Consider the following 25692-nt stretch of genomic DNA (forward strand, 5'->3'; position numbering starts at 1 on the left):
TCATTATCCCCCATGCTCCACAAGTTCTTCAAGCTGTTGACGGTCATACATTTCTTTATACCAGCCGCCTTTATTGATTAGCTCATCATGATTACCACGTTCAATAATTTTTCCCTCATCTAACACAATAATCATATTCGCATGCTTAATAGCACTTAAACGGTGAGCAGTAATAATTGTCGTTTTCCCAGTTCTTTCTTCCTTTAAAGATTTTAATATAGATTCCTCTGTTTTTGCGTCAACCGCAGAGAGAGAATCATCCAACATCAATACCTCTGGGTCCATAATTAACGCTCTTGCAATCGAAATTCTTTGTTTCTGACCACCTGATAGGGAAACACCTTTCTCTCCCACAATCGTATCGTAGCCATCTGTAAATTCGACAATATCATCATGAATATGTGCTAATTTAGCCGCATCTACTACTTTCTCTTTTGACATCGATGGATTGGTAAACGCAATATTTTCTCCAACAGTAGCGGAAAACAAAAAATGATCTTGAGGTACATAGCCAATGGAATGACGAAGACTATCCATTTTATAATCCTGAATAGAATGTCCTCCAAATTCTATTTTCCCTTTGTAACCTTCAAATTCACGAATCAATAGCTTTAACAATGTCGTCTTACCAGCTCCAGTTTTTCCGACAATCCCTAAAGTTTCCCCTTGATTAATGGAAAAGAAAATATCTCTTAATATCTCTTTTTCCTCATTCGGATAACGGAAAGATTCTATAGCATATGAAATAGGGCCAGATGGAATTTCGTTTAATGCATTTGGTTTGTCTTTAATTTCAACCTGTTCCGCTAATAGTTTTTTTACACGATCATTAGATGCTCTTCCACGTTCCATAATATTAAAAATACTTCCGAACGCAAGCATTGGCCATGTCAGTAACCCGATGTAGGTTGTAAAGGATATTAAACCGCCAATCGTCAATTCATGATTAATCACTAATCTTGAACCAAAAATAATCGATAAAAAGAATGATATAGCAATGATTATCGAAATAGTCGGATCAAAAAGGGCATCAATCCTTGAAACAGATATATTTTTCTTTACGACATCATCCGATTGCTTGATAAAGGATGCGATATCATCTTTTTCTTGGCCAAAGGTTTTAATAACCTTAATTCCATTTATACTTTCTTGCGTTTTGTCATTTAAATCAGAAAACGCCGCCTGTGCCTTATGAAATCGCCTATGTAAAATTGACCCATAATAGCTAGTCAGAATGGCCATTATAGGCATCGGAATCAATGCAATTAGCGTCAATTTCCAGCTAATTGTGACAGCCATTGCAATAATAACGGAACCACCAGTCATAATAGAATCAACTAGTGTTAAAACCCCGCTTCCCGCTGTACCTTGGATAGCTTGAAGGTCATTGGTTGCATGAGCCATTAAATCCCCTACACGATTTTTTTGATAAAAGGATGGGGACATATTGGTAAAATGATGAAAAAGACGGTTGCGTAGAACGCGGGCAAGCTTATAGGAAGAACCAAATATCATGATTCGCCAATAATACCTTAATATATACATAGCTAAAGCTACGACAACCAAAACAAACACCCACTTGCCAAGCAGTATGGGGGTAAGTTTATTATCTTTAATTTCATCTACAATATAACCCACCACTTTAGGTGGAACTAACTGCAAAATAGCGACAAACGCTAATATAGATATTCCAACTATATATGGTTTTTTTTCTTGCTTAAAAAACCACATTAAATCCAAAAACACTTTCATTTCTTTTCCCCCGTCAGTTAAACATTGTCTGAATTTACAAATGCTTTCTAATTTTATCAAATATTCTTTCATTCGAAAAGTAGGGAATAGGACACTTTTAGTTGAAAAAAAGGAAAATAATATTTCATTTTGATTATGGCAACTGAATAATTTTCGAAACTTTACACAATCTATGCCTGAGGTGAAAAAAATGGAAAATCAAAATTTCAAAGAAAATCTTTCCAATAGCAACGATAATATTATGGAAACGGTAAACGAAACATTTGAGAACATAGCTCAGGATGCTAAAAGTGATGTCCATACAGATAATCAAACGAGTCAACAAAGTAATCAAAATATCATTAATACAATTGATGAAGTAGCAGAAGAATTCAACAGTAATAATCCCTGGAGAGATTAATAAAAAAACACTATTTCTGTTAGGAAATAGTGTTTTTTTATACTATAAGTGAATCGGGAATTCACTCTTTATCCTAATATACTTCTTATTAGGATGCATTATTTCATTTGTTTGTTCATCGCATTCATCATTTGATTGATTTTCTTCTGGGATGGTTTCATACCCATTTGTGTCATCATCATTTTAAGCATTGATATTTCAACGTTTTCAAACATTACAGACCAATCTATTCGTTTGAGTAAAATATACCAAAAATAATAGAGTTTGTCTATAAAGAGTTAATAGATTAAAAAACAAAGTGATTTATCCATCATCAATATTATAATAGTAGAAAAACGGATAAAAAAATATCCAGTCTTTTACTTCTTTTTCATCAATCTTAATTTCTAACATTATTTCATCCCTTTAAGTTTTAAATACAGGATTAACATGAATAGTTGAAATTAAACAAAAAAAGAGTATCTAAATAGATACCCCCTTAAGTCAAACTTGGTATTAACTTTTCAATTTCCTCTTCTGCATTTTCTAAAGCTTCTAGCCACAATTCCACTAACTTTACTCCATCAATCAATTCTATATTTAATTCCTGTGCATATTCCTTTGCTGCCCTTGTAAATGATCCAGTAGTAATTACATAACCACCATCAGCATTGTCTTTTACTATTCTTGAGTGAACTAATGCAATAGGCTTGTAATCTAAGTCTTCTTTATAACATTTAACTTGACCATAATACTTTCCAATCTCACGATCATGCTCAAAGTCTACACCAAAATCACCACTTGGTGGAGAAACCCAAGTCTTTCCTCCTCTGGCTCTCTCAAATATTTCCGCTACAAAGTATTCAAATGATAATGGATCTTGTTTTATGAATAGAGAGGAATAATTTATTTTCTCATCTTCTTCTTTTTTAAAACATAAGTACAATCCCATTGCCAGAGTCTTTTTCATTTCGGTACTATGATCAAGTTGATTATTAATTAATGTGTTTTGATAATTTACTTTACGTTTTGTTAACCTAAAATGTATATATGCAATGATTAATAGTATAGCAATTGCAATTTCTATTGTTATCATAAATACACCTCCATATTTGAAAGTGTTGTCATATTTAGAATATTATATACAAAAATTATACTTCCAGCTTCCAAGATATCGTCCCATCCACACTTTTAGCAGTTACTTCATTCATTTTCTTTAATTCCTTAATGTACTTCTCAAGTTCACTGATTGTTTTCACCTGCATAACTTTGAACGGATAATCCTCAATATTAAATTTGAGATTAATCTTTCCTATTATAAGTACTCTTTCATCCGTCCCATAACCTTGTTCAAAGTACCTCTTATATTTCCCTAGTTTCTGATGCATCTGATGACAACTGTATAAACTATTTTGGTATTCAAGGAAATAGGTCTTATTCCCAAGCCACTCCATTTTAACATCTGGAATAAACTCTGCATATTTAATCTTAGGTTCAATATCATAGACACTCACAGGAGATAAATTATTTAAATCAATATAGCCCTGTGCAATCATCAGATAATGATCAATCTTTTGGCTATCTAGTTTTAAACTGCTTGGATTAAGGAAATAGAGATATTGTTGAAATGAACGGTTCGTATTCGCAAGAATGTAGGATTGAGTTCGAAGTCGTTTTAACACACGATTACAATTAACAATTGGATTAGCATTTTTAGAAAAATGTAACGCTGCTATTTGATCACGTTCTAGACATTTAAATTTCTCAAGACTATTTAATATATCTAAGTCACGTTGTCTCATGTTGTCACCTCATAAGAAGAAATCTAATTTATTATCATTCTTTTCAATCGCTTTGTTTACAATGGACTCCGTTTTATTTTCTGTGTCTTCAAAAACCTCTTTAGCATTTCCCTTGGATACAAAGAATGGATTCAATAACTTCTTAGCTTTCTCATATGTCAAATGAGGACTTTGTAATTCTTCAACATCTCCATAATTTAAAATAAGCCTACCAAAATTATCCCCTTTTATTTTCTCTGCTCCATCTGTTCCTAAAAGTCTAGCATTCACACGGTCAACTGCTCTAAGGCTTATTCGAATATTGAAATTTGCTCTTGCTTTGGTATCGATGACATCTGCATCAAAACGCTGAGCGCTTAGTAAAAGTATTATTCCTACAGAACGTCCTTTACTGGCTATTTTTATAATTTTTTCCTGTATTGCCTTGTCATCCATATATTCATACATTTCATCAATGGCAACTAAGATGTATTTTTGTTTATGCTCTTCTGGTAAATCATCTATATGTGGAACGTCAAATGTTTCTTGTAAATCTTCTCTCTCACTCATGATTTTACAGACATGATTCAGTATATTTTTAGCATGTTTGTTTGAATGGACAACAGCTTGAACATGCTCCACCTTTTTAAATAATTGAAATTCTGCTTTTTTACCGTCTATACAATAAATATCTAATTGCTCCGGTCTCAATGTTTTAATTAAGGTTGTTAAGATTACACGTATGGCAGAACTTTTCCCTGAGCCTGAAACACCTTGTATGATCACATGGGGCAACTCTAAAGCATCCAACACTAAATATCTAGAATTCTTTTTCTGACCAACTACAATAGGAAATTTAATACTTTCTAGATAAGGTTGTAATTCTTTAAATTTATAAACTAAATTCGTACTCAATGCAGAGTGATATATGGTGAGAACATACTTTTTCAAATCCCCTTTTAAATCGATTGAACGTCCAAAATACTGCTGAAATACAAACATTTTCTTTTTTACTTCACTAGGATCAAGCCCATTCAATAATGTAAATTTTATTTCTGTACAGTTTTCTTTTTCCTTATTTACAACGGCATGTATCTTTGGATAAATATAAATTGTTCTATCGCCTCTTTTGACTGTTAAATAAATACCAGAAGAACGAAAACAATCAAGTAATTTATTTCTCATTTTTTGTTTGTAAAGGTATTGTTTAATTTGCATGTAATCACCTCACAGTACTTTAAATATCCCAATCAAAAGGAAAATATAGAAAGCTATAGGCATCATTAATTTCGTTAATCCTTCTACAGATTCAGCCATTCTCGGATTCCCATGTACAACAAAGAAGTGTTCGATAAGTGTAGATATTAACAAAACACCTGCAACTCCAAAAACAACTACATAAGGTGTATTAAAATTATGAAAGTTAAACATCCCATTTGGACTAATATCTATACCCATTAGGCTATATAATGATATTGAAGAGGTTTGACAGTGATCTAAATTCTTGTGCCTGCCAGCTAGGAATTCCTTCACGGTAAAGACCTCTTCTTTTTTATTCAATAGAAGTGATAGCATGTAATTTTTCCACCTCATTTTCTACAAATCTAAGAATCTTTAATACTTCGTCAGATTCATTCCTTTCAAATTCACGAAGTAAATCCATCCAAAATAATTCAATAATTTTAAAATCAGATTTCATGTAGTTTCACCTCAATAAAAATTATTTGGTTTCCCCTCGGACTCCCCTTCCGTCGTTCAGTCGCTCGCTCCTTCTCTAAATGATTTTTAATTTACTTGTTTATCAATGGAAGGACAAAATAAAAATATATTCTGCTAGAATATAGCTGCTTTTATATTTGCTGATATATTTGTAACTTGATTTATGTATATGGGCGAATAAATAAATATTGTATGTCCATACAAAAAAATCTTTGAAAGATACAATTTTTTCTTTGAAGGAATAAAACAGGTAAAGATAGAAATATATTATAGGTGATATACATGAAGAAATTAAAAAGTAACATTGGTTGGCTTATTGATAAATCGAATTATACAAGAGAAGACATACGGAAAAGGTATGGAAAATCAGCAAACACTATTTCAAATTGGTGTACTGGGAAAAGTTTCCCTTCTCATCCTGAAACTTGGGATCTTGCTGAATTACTAGGGGTAAAAGTCGATGAATTATACGAACGCACTATAGAAGAAAGAGAATGAGGAGTAAACCTTGTGAAAGATTTAATCAAACAATTCTTACCTATTATTGGAGTTTGTCTAGGTTTTATTTTATCTACATTATCAAACATTATTTATGGGTTAGTTATTAATCGACCTAAAGTGAAAATGGAATTAAAAACTGGAAATTTCAACTACTTGAAGATCATGAGAGACAACGAAGGATTCAGCACCATAGAAATAGCAGACTACAATGAAGCTGAATTTATTGATATCGGGCTATTGGTGGATATTTATAACTATGGAAAGTCAAATACAGCTATAAAAGATATCAATATTGTAATAATGTCGAATAAACGAATCATTAGAGGTTTTAGTCCAGACTTGTTTATTAATGGAAACAAGAATATACATTATTCATTTAACTTACCTTCAAATAATGTAATTACCATGGATTTAAAGTTGAAAATTGATAATGACTTAGAAGATGAAATTTTACAGGAAGATCTTTTTTCGAATGAGGTAATTTATGATCCGGATGATAAAAATCGAATACAAATCAAAATAATTGCAACTGATATTAAAGGTAAAGAAACAACGATAAATATCGAACCTCTATCTATTGCAACTGCTTTTTAGGGAATCAGAAATTAAAAAATATATATTGAGGGGTGAAAATAATTAATGGATTATCTATATGTCATTATAGGTGGACTAGTCTATGGGTTTGTAATTTGGAATTTGGCTTTATATTTAGTGAACATCTTTACAAAATACAAATTAGATAAAACTCTGGCAATGGTTATTAGTTTATTCGTTTCATTTATTCTTACTGAAATTTTGGGGTTTATTTTTTATCCAACAGCTATGGTATTTCATGCACCATTATTGTTATTTTTCTTTTTATATGACTTTGTTAAATCTAGAAAAGAGATTAATAACAAACAAACCGAAAACCCTCTCGAATGAGAACGGTTTTTCTTTACGAACCAATAGTACTAGTATATATTCTCTAAAAGCCATTGAAATATTCAGTTAATTAGGTATAATTAGGAGGAACTTTTATATTTATACTGTTTTTGAAAATATTAAATTTTGGGGGAAATTTTTCAAATGGCTAAAGTAAGACTAAAAAACAAGACTGGTGTTGTAAAAACTGCAAAGGTAGGATTCTCTTGGACTACATTCTTTTTTGGTGGTTGGGTGGCTCTTTTCCGTGGACAATGGGGAGAAGTAGTCAAATGGTGGTTACTCAATCCAATAACTATTGGAATTTGGGGTATCTGTCAGTGTTGGACTGCTAATAAAAAACACGTTATTAGTTTAATTGAAAAAGGTTATGAACCAGCAGACGATGATCAAAGAGAAGTATTAGTAAGAAGAAATATTGTTGCTTAAAAATAAACCGTCCATATGGGCGGTTTTAGTCTTGTATCTGGACATTCATAATCTCACTAAACAAAATATACTCTACAGTATTATCATCTAAAATAAGTTTTATTTTTTGTTTAAGTTGATCAAAAGAATGAATCCTGCCTATAATGACATCAGTAAAGCCATTATCAAATAAAGTAAACTCTACTGGAAGTTTATAATCCTTCGCATATTTTATCCTTTCTTCAAACTCCTGTATTTGATAGTCGTCCAACAAAGGCATTTGAATTTTTTTCTGATCAATCCACATTTGTTTTAATCCTTCCACATGCTCAGGCATGAAGAAACCTTGCCACTTCTTTGCTAAACCACGGTCTTTAATATTATCAATATCCACACTTATGCACCTCTTCTATATTTTCTAAGAGGTCCAATCGATAAAACATTTTTTATTTTGAACGTTCGAACCTGTTTTCGCGTTAAGCAATATGCACGAAAATAATCTTCTCCGATTTTCTCCACTTTAATTATGCGTTGGGTTATCTCTCCTTTATTGGATAGATAAATCATTTCAAGCTTTTCACACGATTCTACAGCATTTAACAATAAACCTTTCATCGAATGAACCTCCCTTAAATACGAACTAACATTCTCATTATATACGAACAATAGTTCGTTTTCAACTTGATTAAAGAACAAACGTTTGTATATAATTAAAGAAAAAAGCGAGGGAGATCTTGTATGGTTCTAATCCCTGATAAGGATAGGGAAGTTATTGAAAAAGCTATATATTTACCAATGTTAGTAATAGTTCTTAATCAAGATTTACAAATAATTAATACTAGTCCTATAAAACTAAAAAAACCATATACAGAATGGATAGAGGAAACAATTAGAACTGTCCAGAAAGAATTATCCGATGTAAAACGATACATGAAACAAAATCGAATAAAAGTAGAAAAGATAAAAACTGAGGAATCATTTACAGAATATGTTTTTATATATAAAGGATATGAGGATAAACATAGGTATTTTAATCCAAGACTTAAAAATCGAACTGAGGAACTACTAGAGTATTACCTATATCAAAGATATAATAGCACTACAACTAAGAACTTTCTTGATTAAACTGAGGTGAAATAATTTGATCATAAACATTGATATATATTTAAAGTTTGAAGATGAATATTATCAAAAGGGTGGCAAATTCTCCACATTACCACCATTCAACGGTGCTAATGATGCTGCTAAATATGCTAATATATACATTAAACAATTCAAAAGAGAACACGGTAATAAAGAGGTTAAAATCGAAAAAGTTATTTATGAGGGTACAATTGATATTACTGCAGAAGTTCAGAAGTTATTCAGGAATGGAAATTTATATCTTGTGAAATAAAAAAATGCCCCTCTCGATTGAGAAGGGCTTTTAATGTGGAGTCTTGGTGTAAAATTATTATATTCTTTTAGCGTATTTCTGATTCACGTAAGCACGACGACCTTTATAAATGACTTCATACCACCCTGAAATACTACCAGCAATCGGCCAAATACTACCTTTCTTAGCTGTATCAAGATTTTTAGAATTGGAACTTGATGGTTTATCGCAGATAAAAGCAGCATTTGATACATTATCAATTTGAATTTGTCCGAGGACTTTAATGCCGTTAATCATCTTTTCATTCTTCTGGTTAGAAGGTTTTGAAGATGCGGATACAATACCACAATCATATTGTGTTAAATTATTTGATTCAATTGTGGAAATTAATTTTTCAGCATACTTTGGATCCGTAGCATATTTATCAGCTTGAACATACTTAGCAGCCTTCTTGTAATCAGTCTCGCCAATTATATTTTTATATTTATTACGATCCCAACTCACCCCGTTTTTATATAAATTGGCAAGATCACATAACGATTCGTACCAAGAAGGATACTTACGGAAAGCAGCGTTTACTTTATATGGTTTGCCGTCTTTATATTCGGTGGTAAGCATTGTAACGGATTGTCCATTGTATGCGCCTTTAATTCCAAAAAGATTCTTACCATTGACTGCTAGTCCACTTTTACCCCAATTGCTTTCTAGAATAGCTTGAGCTATTACCAAAGAAGCTAAGATGCCATACTCTTTATGAATTCGCTGAGCATGTGGAGCGATTTCAGATATAAATGACATCTTTAATCATCTCCTTTGTTATCTTGGCTTGATTGGATTGCTTGAGGTTTGCTAGTAATGATTTGTGCAACATTTTTAGTGCCGCTATACAATCCTGTAGCAGATAAACCTAGCATTAACCCCACAATAATTCCCTGTTTAATGCTTGTGTCCATATAAAAAACGCCAAATGCCAACCCAAGTACGACTGCTACAAAAGGAGAAAATTTTGCAGGAAAACCAGCTCCCTTCAGTAATGCCACAATACCTAAAATCAATGGAATAATCGCTACATCATAAATTTCAAACATTCTACATCTCTCCCTAATTTTTTTTAAAAATATAAAAAAGACCGAATTACCTTGGTGGTAAACGGTCCTTAATATCAGTTAATTGACTTATTACTACGTCGTATTTATTACTAAATTTGTTCAATATTTCATTCTGATCCTCAATGGTCTTGTATAGCTTATCTTCTCTTGATTTCCCTTCTTTACGGCTTGAATATAGTAGCCAAACAAAAAGGACTGCAAATGGACCCTGCGTGAGAAAATATTGTGTTAGAGTTGCATCCAAGCATAGACCCCCTTTAGGTCATAAAAATAGCCACGCTCGGCACGTGGCATTTCTCTATCTGTATGTTACACATAATCTTCCTGATGTTTATTAAGACACTACAGGTCTTTCCTCTGGAAAAGGATCACCTGTAATTTCTGTGAATTGCTCCTCTGTGATTTTTTCTTTACTTACTGCATCCCAAACTTGAGCCTCATTCCACAATTTCTTTTCATAAAAATATTTAATATTACCGTACCAATCCATTTATAACACCCCATTTAGCATTAATTGATACTGTAAATCAGCTATTTGTTTGCTTAGTAAATCAACCTCTGTTGGTGGAATATCTTCCAAAATAGCTTGGTGTGGTGTGGCAGATACATCTACTCCTATTCCATCGGTAGTTTTAATACGTTTTCCTTCTGGAATATCTACCCACAAAAAAGGAACACCTATAGGTTCTCTTGGTTGTGGGTCACCACTTCTAATATCTAAAACAAAACCTGTATTGTCATAAATAATTAAAGTATTCATTGTAAACCCTCCTATTCGTATGCGTCCCATGTAAATGATCCATTTAAAGTTGCGTTGGTGACAGGTAAGCGAAAAGATGTATTTGTTATATACGCACTTGTTCCATCAACTTTAAAGTATCTCGTATTATTAAAGGTATATATCATCTTTATTTTATAGTCTGCATTCACTTCCCCATCATCATATATACATTCAAAAGAAGGATCGTCCGTTTTTCTTATTATAATTCTGGAAGGTTTAAAATTTAATCCATTTACAGCAATATATAAATAGTTTCCTGTACTACCGGTATTTTCTTTAAACCCTATGGTGGTAGATGAGCCTGTAATACTGCCGCTTGCAAATTTCTTACCAGGTGTTAAAGTTCCGGTGCGAATGTTTTTAGCATCGGTATTATAGTATGTTTTTCCTGTTAACACATCCGCATCCGATGCTGTTCCAGTTAAAGTCAATGTTCCTGTAATATCACCTGCATCTGTAGAAGCTGTTTTACCAGAGAGAAGGTCAGATGCAGTGGCATTACCAGAAGCCCCTTCACCCTGTAAGATAAAAGAGTCATTTACCGAGTTGTATCTTAATGTGTACAATCCATCTTTTTTAAGATTGGCGGCATTCCCATTTGGTTTTTTAATAGATTTAGCTGCTAGAGAACCCCATTTAATCGTTGGGTTAGATCCGCTATCTACATGAGCTGTAATCACTATGCCAATCTTATCTACTAATTCCGTAGGGTTTGGTGATGAATTGCAGGTATAAGCTGTTGATGTGCCTGAAGTGGTTCCTCCGTTTGCAGGGTGTGATACATAATCCGCCTTATGTTCATAAAAATCTGCAACACCCTGTTCAATTTTGTTCATGTTTTCAGCATTAACAGGTGTACCTGGTTCAATGATTTGTCCTTCATCTGGAATTAATGTAACAGATGCATCTGCATTTTGTTGAAATTTAAAAGTTCTTGGCCTTTCAACTACCCTGTTTTTCCAATCAGTTTTGGCATAAGCCATTAAATCACATCCTCTCCACAATTAAATGTTCCAGCATAATTGATGGCAGTAGCATTTTTACTCAAAAGGTTATAAAGAATAGACAAATTGTTTTCTAAACGTATAGCATCTAAATATGAGAAAGGATCTCCTACTTGCCAATTTGTTTTTAAAGGTACTAAACCATCCAAATTAAGTACCAATAATTTTTCTAGATTTCTTTCAACTCTGTTGAGACCATTATAGAATTCAATGGATGTATAATCCCTATTCGTCACGATTGGCTCAAGATCAATAATAGTACCTATGACTTGTTGTATGAGGATAGCAACTTCTTGAGTATTATTTTCTACTCTGTTCAAATCAGCAGCATTATAATAGTCCGATGCTGTCCAATTTAGTTTAGGATTAATCCACATCATAATCCCCCTTTTGCTTCTGTAGTACCTGTTAAATAACCATTGTACTCAAATTCTTGCTTTGTAATATTGGCGATATTATTACTACCATAACCATTTTCTATGGAAACTTTATCTGACAAATTTAAAGCCGGATTTTGCCTCCATTGAACTGTATATTTTGCTATTTTGGTATTTTCTCTTAATATCCACTCCGCAACATTCTTTGCATCTTCTTCAGTGTTTATTAAACAGTTTTCAAGCTTAATAATACTTCCAGACTTTACATTTGGATTGTCCAAAACATAGATAGCTTGTGTCTGAAGATCTTCAGGATAATACGTTAATTCTATTGATTTTATATCATTTGAAAGCTCAATTTTAGGCTCATTGTAAATGTTATCAAATGTTAAATTATCTACTGGAATATCAAATCCTATTTCAATAATCCTAGCTCGCCTATAAACTAAAGACCATTTCTTTAAAATGAGTTCCACTTTCCTACAATTTGCAAGTAAATTGTTCTGATAAATAAATGTACTAGAATTATTTACAATTGTCTCATTTACTATCATGTTACCAAGTGAATCATAAGCAAGTATGTCAAATTCGCTTGCATATTCATTATTTAAAGTATCAAAAAGAATTTGTAGGTTGGTACTTGTATGTTCCTTTGATAAATCAATTTCAACCATAATTGGTGAAGAAAAAGAGCCGTTTTCATTGCTAAGATGATGACTCCACCAGCCAAGTTCGTATTCACTCATATCAGCACTTGAAATAACAAAGCTACCATCAAGTTTAAAACGATTCTTTTCAAAAGTAGCAACATTTCCATATGGTTCGATAATTTTATCGATAATTTGATCCTTTGAAGTGATACTCTCTGATTCACTAACTGAAACAGAATCAATAACAGCATTTGCACTTATTAATTGCTGCATCATAAAAGTTCCTTCGTTGTCTGAAAAAGTAACAGACATTCCAGCTACTGCAATTAATTGAAGGAGGTTTCGATAACTTATTTTATTGTACAAAGCTTTGGTACGAATAAGCTTTAAATTGTCACTTAAAACATAATTTTCTATGTTACTAGCAATCAACACTTCTTCTGCTAAATCGTACAAAGTGATATCTCTTTCCTCGGTATTTTCGACTTCAGTATTAGATAAAGAATCTAAAATATCTCTGGCTGTAAAAGTAGTGGTCAATGTTCCTTCATCCGATTTCCATTCTTTTAAAAAGAACTTCCCAGTAGGAACAAACTCAAAAGTATCATTGTCCAATAAAACACCAAAATCCAAATAAGCTTCTTGCCCCTGCGTAAGAAACTCATAAAAGCCATTGGGATTTAGAATATTAAACTCTTTACTGGAATTATCGATTGTAAAAGTCAATTCATCAGAAGGAAGAGTGTTGCTTGTTGTATCAAGTTCTTGAATTAAATGTAAATTTATGAGGCTACTATCTTGGTATTCTTTTATGATACCGAAATCAACTTCCACAATTCTTGCACGATGAAATGGTTTACACCATTTAGTTAGGGTAATGTTGATTTTTCTGTAATTAGATAATTTATTGATATAAACGTACCTAGACTCAGTATTATCAACTACATCCTCATGGACAAGGGTATTTCCTAAAGAATCGAATACATCTATTGTAAATTCACTAGCATATTCATTGCTAAGCATATCAAAATATATAGTTAATCCAGCACTCGAATGGTCTTCTGAAAAAGTGAATTCCAATACTTGATTTGGTATAAATAAACTATTTTCATCGCTCAAAACGGAACTTATCCAACCAACTTCTTTAGTTTCATCCAAACTCTTTGGAGGAAGAATAAATGAACCGTCTAACTTCAAATAGTCCTTTTCAAAAGTCATAAATTTAGCAGTTCTTTCTCTGACCTTATCAGTCACTTGATTTAAATTACTAAAAATCTCTTCACTGGAAACACTCTTTGTATTATCTTTAAATGCTGTAATATCCAAAAATTCGAATCTAACTTTTGCAGTACAGGTACGGGAAGGTGCATAAATTGCTTTTTTATATGCTTTACTCGTTTCAAACAATTTCTCCACCTACCTTTCAATTAGATCAAATTTAACATCTTTATAACGAGGAGTACCATTTTTAAAATCAATCATGCCTACATTTCTATCGCCACAATAAAAAGTTCCTGTTCTGTTTCCGCCTGTTTGAGGATCAATATAGGATACAGTAAAGAATACTGATGACACTGCATTTAATACTTTACTTGTTTCAGACTTTGATAAATAAGAATACGATATTTCTAACTTTCTTTTAGTTGCAATTCTTTCGATAATCATGGTACCATTAGCATTTCGTTCTGCTTTGCTAAGATCCATTACACCAACGCTATAATCAGAAGGAGTTGGTAAAACAACTCCATTGACTGTTATCAATGCCATCGATAACCAACTCCTTTCTTATGTTGTAGTTATTATTGAATTCCCAATACGATTTTCTTCTTTTAAAAGGTATGGATTTAATACTCTGGCTAAAGTTTTTCCGTCTAGTTGAATTATTACATCACCTTTATTATTGGAATTGTTATTACTAAATTGCATGGCAGACATAAAAGCAGTTCCAACGGATGATGCGATCATATCCTTCAATTCACCCAATGGAGAAACAACTTCTTTTCCACCCGGATTATCTCCGATTACAGCCATCATTGGTCCATTGGTGATACCACCTTTTGCTAAGTGAGGAATTTTAGAAATATTTACACCAAATGTTTGTCCACCATACTTAGGAACCCATTTAGGTATATCAATACTAATTGAATTCAAGCCACTAATTAACAGATTAATAGCATCAATGATTAGATTAAGTGGAGTTTTAACAATAGAATACAAAGATTCAAAAACACCCTGAAAAATGTCTTTAACACCTTCCCAAGCCTTTTTCCAATTTCCGGTAAATACACCTGTGATAAAGTTCATTAGCCCGATAAAGCTTGTTTGTAACCCTTTTATGATTCCGCCAATTCCTTGAAAGACAGTATCAAACGTTTGCTTGAAAACTCCTGTTAAAAATGTGACCAGAGGTTTTAAAACATTATTCCATAAAAATTGAATTACGGTGGTCAAATCAGAAAACACAGGTTTTAGGCTTGTTCCTAAAAATGAACTAAAAGGAACTAGTACATTATTCCAAAGAAATTTAAACACTGCAGAAACCGCTTCAATCGTAGGACTAAAAGTAGCTTTAAAAAAGTCACCAAGAGGTACAAGAACGTTTTTCCATAATGATTTTGCTACATCTGATACAAAATTAAATGCTACCCCTAGAATATCTTTCAAAACAGATGCTAATGGAGATACAACATTTTTCCACATCCACACCATGAAATCCCCTAGAGGAACAAACACATTTTTCCACAAAAACTGCGCTGCAACTTTGACGATATCCCACGCTGCTGCAAAGACTTTTCCTAGAAATTCCCCAAAAGGAACAAGAATATTTTTCCACAAGTACACCGCAGCATCTTTAATCTGATTTAGAATACCATCAACAAAACCTTTGAATTTTTCATTTGTTCGATAGAAGTAGACGAATGCTGCAGTTAATCCTGCAATTGCTACTAAAACAAGTCCTAAAGGCGATGCTAAAAACCCAAATGCGGTTATAAATACCTTTTTAATTCCATCAATAAAGTATAGAATTTTAAGATATAATGTCTCAAAAGCACCAATAATTTTAGGGAGGTTAGCAATTACTAAAAATGTTCCGAATGCAGCAGCCAAACCTGACAAGGCAGCAATAATAATATCCTTATGTGCTGTTACAAAATTTCCAACTCCTTTAAAGAAGTCTCTAATCCCTCCAAAAAACCCTCTGATTTTATCAGCAAAAGCTTGAATCTTCTCACTTATTTGAGTAATACCATTTTCAACAGGACTAGTATCTGGCATATCTACTCCAGCACCTGTAGGTACTCCACCTCCAGTGCCACTTGCAGATGCACCTTTACTACCACTGGAACTAGATGGATCAGCTAAAGAGTTGATTTCATCAAACCCTGCAATTCCTCTACTCGCTTTTGCAGCCTTTTGCGCTTCTTTACCTGTCTTTTTCAAGGCATTACCTAAACCTGTAACTGCAGATGCTTGTTGATTGGTAGCTTTTGCTTGGGCTACTTGTTGTTTTACTGCCGTCCTCTTTCCAAATAACGCTTGCATAAATTGAGCTACAACAGTTAAAACACTAGCCACTTTTGCTGCAAATGCTGTTAAAACTGGAAGAACCACGTTTAATATAGGTAAAAATGCTTGACCAAGTGCTAATTGAATATTTTTCAATTGGGCAACAAACATAGCCATACTTGTTGCAGTATTTTGATTTAAGGAATCTCCATATTTTGTATTAGCTTGTTCTAAGATAGCCATTAAGCGAATCTGTTGTTGCGTTTGAAAATCTAGTTGATTCCAATGCTGACCATTGGCAAACTGTTTAAAAGCATTAGTGCTTTCAATCATTGCAATGTTAACGTTAATTCCAAGATCCTCAATTGCTTCTGTGTTCCCTAGTAAACCTGAACGAATTCTTTCCATAACATCGTCCATTGTTCTTCCTGTTCCTGAAGCCACAACCGCAGAAGCTTTTAATAATTGCTGAGTACGTTGAAAAGTTTGCTCGGTTCCATTAGAAAATCCACTAATTAGATTGGAATAAACTGCACCATATTTAATTGCCTCTGATTTCGCCATACCGAATGCTGCAGCGTTTTCATTAGCCCATTTAGTAAATTCATTAGCACTTGCACCCATTTGACGATTTACTTGTTGAAGTGCAGCTTCTGTGTCCATTGCACTTTTAACCGCTTCCTTTATTGTTACAGCCGCTCCAATTGCTGCCATAGCAGCACCTATTCCTTTAAGAGTACTATTAATGTTTCTATTAAAATCATTTAATGAGTTCTGTACTCTTCTCATTCCATTCGTTAATTCACTAAAATCAGCGCCAGCACGTACTACAAGGTTTCTTACAATTCCCATAAAGTCTCACCCCCTACACAAAAAAAATAAGAGTAGTTTATTCACTACTCTCTTTTACAGAACCACCAAACATGATATTCAGTTGTTTTATTCTTTCAAACATTTGCTCATCATTCATAGGCTTTTTAGGCTTTGTTGATGTTAATACTTCCTTCAAACTTGGAAATTTATTTACTCTTTGCCAATAAGCTCCTAACCATGTAAATGTGAGTTTATCTTCAGTCTCTTGTTTTTTCTTTTCATTATAATCATGAATAAATAAACTCAATTCATAAGGAGTCATTACCTCATACTCTTGAATACTGATTCCAACTCGGATTGCGGATTTTAGTGATAATTCCCAATCCCACTCTATTTTTTCTTCTTCTGATCCACAATCCTCTGTAAGTTTTTTTGGTCAGCAGCCATTTGTCCAAACGCAGCATCAAGAGCCAATTGCATTTTCTCCATTATTTCTGTGTATGTATCTGCTTCATCCAATAAATCTTCCATGTCTTCAAGTTTAAGAGTCTCATTATTTTCTTTTGCGTCATACAACAAACCGCAATACATTATTTTTTCAAGGTCCTCAAAATTTGCATTATCGATTTCAAAGTTATTAAAATCCTTACCAGTTAAAGTTGTCATTAACTTTAAAGCTTTATGACCAAATCGCAGTATTCTTGGTCTATCTAAGTTAATAACAACCATATTATTTTTATCTGCCAATATTATTTCACCTCATCACGTTTTACTGGAAAACCAGTAATATATTCAATTTTATGTCTTGTCGATTCTCCTGCACGAGCAAAGAATTCAATTCCATAGATTCCTTCTTGTCTTTTACCATTCATCCAAACTATGACTCTTCCATTTTCATCAACAACAATTTTTAATTTATCCATGTCAATTACATTTAAATAAAAAAACTAGGAAGACAATCCTAGTTTTATGCTCCACTTGCACCGATTTGTAATGTTGGTTTACCAGATACCTTGATTGTACCTTCGAAGCTAAGAGGATCATCAATGTTAGTGCTTGTTTTAAATCCTGTAACAACACCTTTAAAATTCCAACTTGCACCGATGGATGATGGAAACTTTATTGTAAAATCATTTACAGAACCTGCCTCAAAAGCATCATAAAAATCCTTTTGACCACTTCCAGTAGATACATCCAAGTATCCGCTTAAAGACACTTCTCCACCATCTTTAAATCCACCTATAAATTCTTTATAACCACCATCACTATCTAGAGTAGTTGTATCGATGGTATCGGCAGTTAAATCTAATCCACCTATTTCAGTTAATCCACCAATTTTTTTAGTACCCATATTTAAAATTGTACCTAGACCTCTTGTAGCTGTCATTTAATTCACTCCTTAAAAATTTACTGTAAAATTAATTACACTTCTATATGCAGAAATTTCATTTTCATACAATTCAATAGGTTTATCATAGGATAATTCTTGAATAAAAGGTCCATCTTTCCCAATGACTCTACCCTCGAAACTCACAATCTTGTCCAATACCTGCTTTGTCATAGATTTTAAGTTTTCGTAACTGTTATGAACAATATTAATTTCACATGGTGCTTCTTTATTAGATTGATATCCATCAAGTGTCTTATCCTGTATACCTTCCGATGATACATAAATAATATAAGGCGGTTTCGTTCCCTCAGTTGCATTTAAGGGGAATACCTTATTGGATAACCCATCTATTGTTACGAGTTCAGCCCTCAATGCTTCCTCGAAGTCCATATAAACACCTACCTAATTTTATCTATTTCACTTGCCAACACTTGTACTGTAGTCCGTTCAATTTCTGTTTTATGTTCATCAACTGAATTTCTCATAAAATGATAACCGGGAACATAACTTCCATCACGAGCAATATAGCCATATTCTTGTGAAGCTGGGTAGTAATATCGTTTAGTACCATCAGCAGACTGTTTCACAAAGACATGATTATAACCACGGTCAAATGTGACTTGATACATTTTTTTACCTCTGATTCGTGATTTTTCACCTTTGAGAACAATCCCTCTTTTTAGATCTCCTTTATCAACAGGAGCACTATTACGAGTAGCTTTTAAAGCAACGGTTGCACCTTTTCGAGCTGCTTTTGTAACGCATTTCTGCGGAAGTTCTTCTAACTGTCTAATGGTTCTAATTAGTGCAGCCATACCTTCAATTTCATTTCTTCTAGCCATTAGATCACTTCCTTACATAATAGTTGTATTTCAACATTCTTCTCTTGAAAATTAATTGGAGGGGCAATCAATTCAAAATAACGATCTTTTTCCATTACATTATCAAAATATTTAATTCGCATATCGGGAGTTATCTCTTTGTTAGGCATGTACCTCATATTAACCTTATGGGTAACCTCACTATTTACTGCTCCTGCAGCAAAAAACTCCTTACCGCTAATAGGATAAATACCAGCTCTTAGTTTAATTAAGCCCTCAATATCTACCCAATCCTTTATATTTTCACCGTAAGAATTTTGAACATCTATTTTCTTTTGAAAGGTTATTATATGCCTGTATTCCCCTGGATTAATTCGAAATCTAGTCATAAAAAATACACCCCCTACAAAAGATTAATAGAGTGCATATCCAAAATAGACTTTACAACAAAGTTCACTTTATCATCTTGCACAGAGAAAGTACGATTATCATACATTTCATTGGATAAGACAAATAGCACAATTGTAATGTCTTCTAATTCATCCATTTTTTCAATTGAAAGTCCTGTATAGCCTTTTATGTAGGATTTCCCTGCCGCAAGAATACTTGTAAAAAGCTTGTCATCTTCATTGTGGTAAACATGCGCATATTCTTTTAGATCATCAATGGTTACATCACTAATTTTCATTAGCCTTCACCTTATTCTTCGTTTTAACTTCTTCAACATAGTTCGCCTGAATTAAGTCTTGGTAAATTTGTTTGTCTTGAATTTCTCTTTCTTCACCTTTAGACATAGTTATAATACCAGCAAAACTAACTTTAGCTTTAACTTTCAATTATCATCCCTCCTTATAAAAAAGAAAGGTGGAGAATATCCACCTTCATTAAGATGCTTTCATTGTTAAAACAGCTAGTTTTTGTGGTTCTACAATTTCAGAGTCTGCTTCAACGTAACCAACTACACCGACAGCATGTTGAGTAGCATATTTTTCTACTAATACTTGCAATTCTACATTTTGTGCCAATTTTACATAAAGACCGCTCATATCACCATAAGCAATTACTTTTGCTCCTGCAGCAATTTTTGGCATACTTTCTGTAACGTATACAGGCTTCCCTAATAATGACCAACCAAATTGAGTAGTTAGATCTTTATTTAATAAGTAATTACCTTCAGAATCCTTTAATTTTCTTACAGCTTTAAAAGTATCTTTATTTAGAATCCAAGATGCATTAGCTTGAAATACTTCTGGAACAGTCATTTGTAAATCAATTAATTCATCTGCTGTTAATGCAGTAGAAGATGCTGATTCAACCCCATAAGTAGAGGATAGGATACCAGTTAATTTACCATCTGTTCCGTTAATTAATTCTTTCTCAAGAAATTCTGCAATAGCTTTTGCAACCTTGTTAATTACAAATGACAATAGATCAATGTCTGTACGATTCATTAATGATTTAGAAATCTTTGCAAGGCTTCCGATGATGAAGTTTTCAAGTTTAACAGTAGTAAACTTTCCAGTCCCTTCTGTTAATTCTTGCATATCATCCACGTAAGCAGCACCAATTGAAGAAGTATTTTCATCATAAACAGGGAAAACTAAATCTCCTCCAACATTGAAAACTGTAGCCATTGAATAAATTGGAGATAATTCTTTTACTTTCTCAATAATTTTATTAGCAATATGAGTAGGAATAATTCCACCATTGCTACCTACGTCTAACGCTCTTTCTTCACCACGAATGTATTTTAAGAAATTTGCTTCCTCTAAAGCACGTTGTTCTTCTTTACCATCTTGCTTTTTAGTTTCTTTTTTCTCATAAGAACGTGCTTCTGCTTCAGCAGCTAAAGTTTTATCGATTTTAGCAATTTCAGCTTTAATTTCATCAAAACGTTTATTTTCATTATCATCCATAGCACGAGTTTCTTCTTTAACCTTTGCCATGATTCCATCCATTTCATCAAGCAAGTTGTTACGTTGCTCTACAAGTGATGGCATTGATCTTACCTCAATTTTCTTTTCAGTTAACATTTTTCTCATTAAAATTTTCCACCTTTCAATTTTAAAAGTTCAATTTCTTTTTCATAAAGAGAGTAATCTAGTTCTCTTTCTTCCTTTTTGTCTTCTAGTTTCGTTAAATCTTCAATTGAAGCCTTAAATTCTTCATTTCGTTGTTCAGTGATAAGAGTTTCTTCACCTCTAGCTTCAATAGAAGTTGCTATGTATGCTGGAGTTTTATCTAAAATAGATACCTCCAAAAGATCTAAATCTTCTATGTAACGTTTTTGAATACCATTTTCTCCGTCTTCCCAGCGGTCTTTATTGGCTATGAATCCAAATGACCAACCCTTTAATGCGCCATTTTTGGCTTTTTGAATGATATCTTCATCGGTTACAGTAGCAATTGCACGGAGTCCAATAGTATCCTCGAATAATTCCAAATTTCCTTGTTTAATAGATCCTAAGTTTCTATTTCGATCATGATTAAACAACAAATCAACGTTTTCTGCTCTTTGAAGTGCTCTTTCAAAGGTTTTTGGTACAATTTGCTCTTTAAATCTACCGTTTGGAGAAGGTAAAACCCTAGATTCTCTTGCCACTGCATTAACGTAGCCATCAAGTAGTACCTGATCCCCTCGAATCTCTATTCGCATTATCATCACCTCCCCCCAAAGTCGTATCTGGATTATTCATGTTAGTTGATTTGTCTGTGTTTGGCGTATAAACCGCTCCAGTTTTGATGTTGTACAGTACATCATTTAAACCAAGGACTACAATATCCTCGAAAGCCTTAATTGGCTCCCTGTCCTCTAAGTATCTGACTTCATTGATGTCTAGAATCTTATTCTTTAAGGCAATTTCATAAGCTTTATAACGTTTTTCCATGTCTCCTTTTAGAAGTTCTTTTGAATCAATGGCAAAATAAAAAGAATCTTGTTCGCTCGGAAGCAAAAGATCCTTATTTAAACATGTTTCTATTTCAGTTAATTTTGGTGATATGCAGATTTTAATCCATTCGTTATATACATCATCACTTGCACTACCATCTAAAATTGAAGGAAAAACAAGAAACAGTTTTAATATCTCCGCAGAGTTAGTTTTCTTGTTCTCATTTAATTGCATCTCTACACTGGTGTTTGAAGATTCTTTGAAGTCTAATCCTTTGTTTAAAATCATAACGTTTTCAGAATTATTCTTGTAAAGGTCATTCCATGACCTCTTTAAAGCAGCAATAACTTCATCAGTAAGTTTACTTTCAGATGTAAGAAATCCTTTTTTATTTCCACCCGTTTTAACTAGCACTTCTTCAAAAATCAAGGAGTAGTAGGCAACAGAAAGCATTTTGTTGTTTTCATGGATTATTCCCTTACCTGTGACACCATCTTTTGAATTTCTTGCTATTTTTAGAAATTCGAAATCACGATAAGTTTGACCATTTACAAGGATATCGTAACTTTTAAATATAGGATCTACTCCCACGTTTACTGATATATCTTTGTATTCAACATAGTTTAAGCTTTTCACATTATTCCTTTGACGGTTAATGTACGCATAACCAGCTCCATTTAAAAGATAATCTTCAATTAATGCTTTCTTAAACTGAAAACCATTTAAGGTGTCTTTTGTATCATCATTTAACATACTGACACGTGGATCATTTTTAACCTCTATTACTTTTCCATTCTCTTCTTTATATAAATGAATAGGTAAAGACGCTATTATATCACTTATTAAACCGGAGGCAGCACTTACCGCTGGAATAGTTAAAGCTTGTTCTTTAGTAATATCATTCAATGGAATACCAGCACTCAGGAGAAGTTCTTCCAAAGTCATACTATCTCTTTGTTCCTGTTTCTTAAAATACCGTAATTCACGCCATTTTTGTCTTAATCCCATTTTTCCACCTCCCTTCTAAATAACTTGGAATGTCCAATCATTGTTACTGAAAACTACATCTTGTTGAAGTAGAAATAAAGCATTTATTGTTGCAAAGACCATATCTACTTTACCTGCTGTTTTGACACTAATTTTCTTGTTAATGTATTTATTCAAATTGGTATCATCTACACACCTACAATTAGTGAAGTGGTTTTCGTAAGCTAAGTTGTTGTAATACGAAAACTTTTGCTCCAATATTAATTCCTTTAGCCATTTAATAGTTGGATGTAATACGCTACTATGTTGTTTAACCTCAATCGTTGTTAAATTATAATCTCGTTCCCATTTTTGAGCAGAGTTTCGAAGATTTCTAATGTCATAACCAATACCGACAATATTCACACCATATTCTTCTTGCAAGTCAACTACAAATTGCTCAAATTGTGCATAGTCAAGTACGGATTCGCCACAAATTATTGTATTTTTATCTGCAATTGATTTACGATAATTAAACTTTTCACGTTTACTTTTTTCGTCTATATAGTCTTCTTGTACAAATTGCCAAGTTTTCGAATGGACAATACCTGTTTTTTCATCATAAGCAAGCATAGCTATTGACGAATTATCAAATGACTCGGCTCCATCGGCTCCTACATAAACGTCCTTACCATACCAATCCCATTCTTCATCAGCTTTACAAGCTCTAATTTGATCACTAGACACATAACCATCGGCTCCTAGACCTTTGTACATTATGTTGTTATGCTTACATAGATAATTTTCACGTTTGGACTCGTATAAAATAGCCATCGTCCGTTTATCGATAATGGCTTTAAATACTTTATCATTGTCTACTGCTACGGGATTCGATTGAAATATTACTAAATCATTAGTTTCCCATTCTTTCCTTATGTTTTCATCTGGCTCATACAACAAGCTAAAGTAACGTTTATTTTCAATTAACCCATCTAATACCCTTTTTGCGTAATCGATTTCCTCAAGTAAGGCATTATGATCTGAAGGATATTGTGTGGAAATTAGGATACCTAACTTATCTTTAAGTGTAATTTGACTGCTACGCATGGCTTCGATTGGATATGATGAGTTGAGGGCTCCTACCTCATCGATCAGATATGCTGCCGCAAGCTTACCGTCTAGTTTATCATTTGAGTATGCAAGGGGTGTATAATCGATATCTGTCAATTTACACTCCACTACATCACGCTTAATTTTAAATCGATCCTCTAATAATGGACTTGATTTAATTATCTTTTTAACTGCCAATTTTAACTCAGAGGATAGCTTATAATCAGGTGCAACACTAAATAACCTTGAAAACTTTGGTAATAATAGCATACCAATAATAAAAACTACACCACTTATAAACGTTTTAAAATTTTTCCTAGATATCTCCAGTAAACTAGACTCATAGTAAAAGGATTTATCCTCTAGACTTAATGTACAAAGTGTTGCTGTAACAAAAAACCATTGATAACGTTCCATACCTTCATAAACAGAACACCCTAAATCAGGATGTACCATTAATCGAAGGATTCCGCAGACTTTATTAAACATTTCTTCATCTACATAAGCTTCATTATTATTTCCATCAGCTATATCAATCCATGCTTTAGCCTGTTTTTTCACGTACTTTCCAACATAATGATTATCTTCTTTAATACACCATTGACAATACTTATATGCTTTACTTTCTTGAATACTATCCATTATTTCCTACCACCAGCCAATACCTTAAGCAGTGGATCTTCTTCATTTTGTTTGGCTTGAAGATTAATGTTTCCTAGTTTTGCACGAGATTGAGGTGATAACGAAAGCTCATTCGCACACCTAAAGAACTCTTTTGTATACTTTTCTTTAGCACTCATGAGACTTTTATCTTGAATCTTTTCGATATCTTTATTTATCTGTTTTTCAATTTCTTGCATTCTATCAATAGCAATAGAGCATGTACTTAAAATGTAAATATCAAGATTTCCTAAAATCTCACTTGCTGCTAATTCATCGACTATGTAATTAAATATTTTCTTTTGTCTTGCGTTCAAATGCTTCGGAGGTGAGATTTTATCAGCTTCACCTTTTAGCTTTTCTTCAGTTTGTTTACGAATGCTTATTTCTTCCTTCGTAAGATTTTTTGACATAGTATTTACGCTTTTTGATGGTCTTGCCAATTTTCCCACCTCCTCAATAAATTAATTAATTTTTAGTCAATACGTTTTTCGATTGAAAACAACTTAATTCCAAAAGCTTTATATTCGAATCTAGCAAAACAAATACCCTTAGAATGAAAAATATCAACCAATTTTTTCTTGAACATAATATTCACCACCTAATAAATTTTCATTTTGGGAATTTTTAGTGAAAAAAAGTGGGGTCGTGGCTTTACAATCGTTCTATCACCTGTAAATTTTTGGTAGGGGGGATATAAAAGGATTAAGTCAATAATTGGAATACTTATACTCCTGTTCCCTAACTATTTCCAGTTGTTCCTCCCTTGGTACC

General features: G+C 33.0%; 38 protein-coding genes and 2 pseudogenes. 7 read left to right on the forward strand and 33 right to left on the reverse strand.

Annotation, left to right across the window (positions count from 1 at the left end):
* Positions 1–3: 3 nt before the first annotated feature.
* Positions 4–1752 carry an ABC transporter transmembrane domain-containing protein gene (locus AN964_RS13935; protein ID WP_055740260.1) on the reverse strand — a complete coding sequence of 583 codons (1749 nt, stop codon included), beginning with the start codon at positions 1750–1752 and terminating at the stop codon, positions 4–6.
* Between the two features lie 190 nt (positions 1753–1942).
* Here AN964_RS13935 and AN964_RS13940 point away from each other — a divergent pair, with 190 nt between their 5' ends.
* On the forward strand, positions 1943–2152 hold the full coding sequence (locus tag AN964_RS13940; protein ID WP_055740261.1) for a hypothetical protein: 210 nt from the start codon (positions 1943–1945) through the stop codon (positions 2150–2152).
* Between the two features lie 98 nt (positions 2153–2250).
* Here AN964_RS13940 and AN964_RS25600 read toward each other — a convergent pair.
* The 6 genes and pseudogenes from AN964_RS25600 to AN964_RS26420 all read right to left on the reverse strand — a co-directional run.
* Positions 2251–2343, reverse strand: a pseudogene (locus tag AN964_RS25600) (YneF family protein); the annotation flags it as partial.
* A 287-nt stretch (positions 2344–2630) separates the two neighbouring features.
* Positions 2631–3227 carry a restriction endonuclease gene (locus AN964_RS13945; protein ID WP_055740262.1) on the reverse strand — a complete coding sequence of 199 codons (597 nt, stop codon included), beginning with the start codon at positions 3225–3227 and terminating at the stop codon, positions 2631–2633.
* Between the two features lie 55 nt (positions 3228–3282).
* Positions 3283–3933, reverse strand: a complete 651-nt coding sequence (locus tag AN964_RS13950; RefSeq protein WP_055740263.1) for a replication-relaxation family protein — start codon at positions 3931–3933, stop codon at positions 3283–3285.
* A gap of 9 nt (positions 3934–3942) precedes the next feature.
* Positions 3943–5130 (reverse strand): FtsK/SpoIIIE domain-containing protein, encoded by a 1188-nt coding sequence (locus AN964_RS13955; RefSeq protein ID WP_055740264.1) that lies wholly within the window; start codon positions 5128–5130, stop codon positions 3943–3945.
* 9 nt (positions 5131–5139) lie between these two features.
* Complete coding sequence (locus AN964_RS13960) at positions 5140–5487, reverse strand: hypothetical protein (RefSeq protein ID WP_055740265.1); 348 nt, start codon at positions 5485–5487, stop codon at positions 5140–5142.
* Entirely contained in the window at positions 5465–5611 is a 147-nt protein-coding gene (locus AN964_RS26420; RefSeq protein WP_161809253.1) for a hypothetical protein, read from the reverse strand. The genes AN964_RS13960 and AN964_RS26420 overlap by 23 nt, the downstream gene beginning before the upstream one ends.
* Before the next feature lie 302 nt (positions 5612–5913).
* Between AN964_RS26420 and AN964_RS13965 the strand changes: the two genes are divergently transcribed.
* The 4 genes from AN964_RS13965 (at position 5914) to AN964_RS13980 (ending at position 7485) form a co-directional block, all read left to right on the forward strand.
* The gene (locus AN964_RS13965) at positions 5914–6129 is read left to right on the forward strand and encodes a helix-turn-helix transcriptional regulator (protein ID WP_055740266.1); all 216 of its coding nucleotides are present in this window, start codon (positions 5914–5916) and stop codon (positions 6127–6129) included.
* A 12-nt stretch (positions 6130–6141) separates the two neighbouring features.
* Positions 6142–6726, forward strand: a complete 585-nt coding sequence (locus AN964_RS13970) for a hypothetical protein (RefSeq protein WP_055740267.1) — start codon at positions 6142–6144, stop codon at positions 6724–6726.
* Between the two features lie 45 nt (positions 6727–6771).
* Complete coding sequence (locus tag AN964_RS13975) at positions 6772–7056, forward strand: hypothetical protein (RefSeq protein WP_055740268.1); 285 nt, start codon at positions 6772–6774, stop codon at positions 7054–7056.
* Positions 7057–7200: 144 nt separating this feature from the next.
* A complete protein-coding gene (locus AN964_RS13980) occupies positions 7201–7485 on the forward strand; it encodes a hypothetical protein (RefSeq protein ID WP_055740269.1) in 285 nt (94 codons plus the stop codon).
* A 25-nt stretch (positions 7486–7510) separates the two neighbouring features.
* On the opposite strand, the gene AN964_RS13985 is transcribed toward AN964_RS13980, so the two are convergent.
* Together AN964_RS13985 and AN964_RS13990 are read right to left on the reverse strand one after the other, a co-directional pair.
* Positions 7511–7858: a YolD-like family protein gene (locus tag AN964_RS13985; protein WP_055740270.1), complete on the reverse strand. Its 348-nt coding sequence runs from the start codon at positions 7856–7858 to the stop codon at positions 7511–7513.
* Between the two features lie 2 nt (positions 7859–7860).
* On the reverse strand, positions 7861–8079 hold the full coding sequence (locus tag AN964_RS13990; protein WP_055740271.1) for a WYL domain-containing protein: 219 nt from the start codon (positions 8077–8079) through the stop codon (positions 7861–7863).
* Between the two features lie 123 nt (positions 8080–8202).
* Between AN964_RS13990 and AN964_RS13995 the strand changes: the two genes are divergently transcribed.
* Together AN964_RS13995 and AN964_RS14000 are read left to right on the forward strand one after the other, a co-directional pair.
* Positions 8203–8589 carry a YhjD family protein gene (locus AN964_RS13995; protein ID WP_055740272.1) on the forward strand — a complete coding sequence of 129 codons (387 nt, stop codon included), beginning with the start codon at positions 8203–8205 and terminating at the stop codon, positions 8587–8589.
* 16 nt (positions 8590–8605) lie between these two features.
* Positions 8606–8860 (forward strand): hypothetical protein, encoded by a 255-nt coding sequence (locus AN964_RS14000; RefSeq protein ID WP_055740273.1) that lies wholly within the window; start codon positions 8606–8608, stop codon positions 8858–8860.
* A gap of 327 nt (positions 8861–9187) precedes the next feature.
* On the opposite strand, the pseudogene AN964_RS27110 reads toward AN964_RS14000, so the two are convergent.
* The 24 genes and pseudogenes from AN964_RS27110 to AN964_RS14105 all read right to left on the reverse strand — a co-directional run.
* Positions 9188–9637 (reverse strand): annotated as a pseudogene (locus AN964_RS27110) (glycoside hydrolase family 73 protein); the annotation flags it as partial.
* Positions 9638–9639: 2 nt separating this feature from the next.
* Complete coding sequence (locus AN964_RS14010; RefSeq protein WP_055740275.1) at positions 9640–9927, reverse strand: hypothetical protein; 288 nt, start codon at positions 9925–9927, stop codon at positions 9640–9642.
* A gap of 46 nt (positions 9928–9973) precedes the next feature.
* Positions 9974–10192 carry a BhlA/UviB family holin-like peptide gene (locus AN964_RS14015; protein WP_055740276.1) on the reverse strand — a complete coding sequence of 73 codons (219 nt, stop codon included), beginning with the start codon at positions 10190–10192 and terminating at the stop codon, positions 9974–9976.
* A 90-nt stretch (positions 10193–10282) separates the two neighbouring features.
* Positions 10283–10438 carry an XkdX family protein gene (locus AN964_RS25605; protein WP_083489356.1) on the reverse strand — a complete coding sequence of 52 codons (156 nt, stop codon included), beginning with the start codon at positions 10436–10438 and terminating at the stop codon, positions 10283–10285.
* A complete protein-coding gene (locus tag AN964_RS14020; protein WP_055740277.1) occupies positions 10439–10708 on the reverse strand; it encodes a hypothetical protein in 270 nt (89 codons plus the stop codon).
* Positions 10709–10719: 11 nt separating this feature from the next.
* Complete coding sequence (locus AN964_RS14025; protein ID WP_055740278.1) at positions 10720–11712, reverse strand: hypothetical protein; 993 nt, start codon at positions 11710–11712, stop codon at positions 10720–10722.
* Positions 11712–12110 (reverse strand): hypothetical protein, encoded by a 399-nt coding sequence (locus tag AN964_RS14030; RefSeq protein ID WP_055740279.1) that lies wholly within the window; start codon positions 12108–12110, stop codon positions 11712–11714. Before AN964_RS14030 ends, AN964_RS14025 begins: the two co-directional genes overlap by 1 nt.
* On the reverse strand, positions 12110–14167 hold the full coding sequence (locus tag AN964_RS14035) for a hypothetical protein (protein ID WP_055740280.1): 2058 nt from the start codon (positions 14165–14167) through the stop codon (positions 12110–12112). Before AN964_RS14035 ends, AN964_RS14030 begins: the two co-directional genes overlap by 1 nt.
* A gap of 9 nt (positions 14168–14176) precedes the next feature.
* Entirely contained in the window at positions 14177–14527 is a 351-nt protein-coding gene (locus tag AN964_RS14040; protein WP_235950554.1) for a DUF6711 family protein, read from the reverse strand.
* An 18-nt stretch (positions 14528–14545) separates the two neighbouring features.
* Positions 14546–17119: a phage tail protein gene (locus AN964_RS25610; RefSeq protein ID WP_083489358.1), complete on the reverse strand. Its 2574-nt coding sequence runs from the start codon at positions 17117–17119 to the stop codon at positions 14546–14548.
* Between the two features lie 37 nt (positions 17120–17156).
* The gene (locus tag AN964_RS14050) at positions 17157–17402 is read right to left on the reverse strand and encodes a hypothetical protein (protein ID WP_055740281.1); all 246 of its coding nucleotides are present in this window, start codon (positions 17400–17402) and stop codon (positions 17157–17159) included.
* A gap of 68 nt (positions 17403–17470) precedes the next feature.
* Positions 17471–17827, reverse strand: a complete 357-nt coding sequence (locus tag AN964_RS14055; protein ID WP_235950555.1) for a hypothetical protein — start codon at positions 17825–17827, stop codon at positions 17471–17473.
* Between the two features lie 2 nt (positions 17828–17829).
* Positions 17830–18003, reverse strand: a complete 174-nt coding sequence (locus tag AN964_RS26425) for a hypothetical protein (protein WP_161809254.1) — start codon at positions 18001–18003, stop codon at positions 17830–17832.
* A gap of 44 nt (positions 18004–18047) precedes the next feature.
* A complete protein-coding gene (locus AN964_RS14060; protein ID WP_055740282.1) occupies positions 18048–18467 on the reverse strand; it encodes a phage tail tube protein in 420 nt (139 codons plus the stop codon).
* A gap of 12 nt (positions 18468–18479) precedes the next feature.
* Entirely contained in the window at positions 18480–18860 is a 381-nt protein-coding gene (locus AN964_RS14065; RefSeq protein ID WP_055740283.1) for a hypothetical protein, read from the reverse strand.
* An 8-nt stretch (positions 18861–18868) separates the two neighbouring features.
* Positions 18869–19312: an HK97-gp10 family putative phage morphogenesis protein gene (locus AN964_RS14070; RefSeq protein WP_055740284.1), complete on the reverse strand. Its 444-nt coding sequence runs from the start codon at positions 19310–19312 to the stop codon at positions 18869–18871.
* Positions 19312–19680 (reverse strand): phage head closure protein, encoded by a 369-nt coding sequence (locus tag AN964_RS14075; RefSeq protein ID WP_055740285.1) that lies wholly within the window; start codon positions 19678–19680, stop codon positions 19312–19314. The genes AN964_RS14070 and AN964_RS14075 overlap by 1 nt, the downstream gene beginning before the upstream one ends.
* Positions 19681–19694: 14 nt before the next feature.
* On the reverse strand, positions 19695–19979 hold the full coding sequence (locus tag AN964_RS14080; protein ID WP_055740286.1) for a head-tail connector protein: 285 nt from the start codon (positions 19977–19979) through the stop codon (positions 19695–19697).
* Positions 19969–20127 carry a hypothetical protein gene (locus tag AN964_RS26715; RefSeq protein ID WP_163258587.1) on the reverse strand — a complete coding sequence of 53 codons (159 nt, stop codon included), beginning with the start codon at positions 20125–20127 and terminating at the stop codon, positions 19969–19971. The genes AN964_RS14080 and AN964_RS26715 overlap by 11 nt, the downstream gene beginning before the upstream one ends.
* A gap of 48 nt (positions 20128–20175) precedes the next feature.
* Positions 20176–21333 carry a phage major capsid protein gene (locus AN964_RS14085; protein WP_055740287.1) on the reverse strand — a complete coding sequence of 386 codons (1158 nt, stop codon included), beginning with the start codon at positions 21331–21333 and terminating at the stop codon, positions 20176–20178.
* Positions 21333–21947: an HK97 family phage prohead protease gene (locus AN964_RS14090; protein WP_055740288.1), complete on the reverse strand. Its 615-nt coding sequence runs from the start codon at positions 21945–21947 to the stop codon at positions 21333–21335. The genes AN964_RS14085 and AN964_RS14090 overlap by 1 nt, the downstream gene beginning before the upstream one ends.
* The gene (locus AN964_RS14095) at positions 21910–23190 is read right to left on the reverse strand and encodes a phage portal protein (protein WP_055740289.1); all 1281 of its coding nucleotides are present in this window, start codon (positions 23188–23190) and stop codon (positions 21910–21912) included. Before AN964_RS14095 ends, AN964_RS14090 begins: the two co-directional genes overlap by 38 nt.
* 15 nt (positions 23191–23205) lie before the next feature.
* Entirely contained in the window at positions 23206–24900 is a 1695-nt protein-coding gene (locus AN964_RS14100) for a terminase TerL endonuclease subunit (RefSeq protein WP_055740290.1), read from the reverse strand.
* Positions 24900–25361, reverse strand: a complete 462-nt coding sequence (locus AN964_RS14105) for a phage terminase small subunit P27 family (protein WP_055740291.1) — start codon at positions 25359–25361, stop codon at positions 24900–24902. Before AN964_RS14105 ends, AN964_RS14100 begins: the two co-directional genes overlap by 1 nt.
* Positions 25362–25692 lie beyond the last annotated feature (331 nt).

This window comes from Heyndrickxia shackletonii (assembly GCF_001420715.1).
GTDB lineage: Bacteria > Bacillota > Bacilli > Bacillales > Bacillaceae_C > Margalitia > Margalitia shackletonii.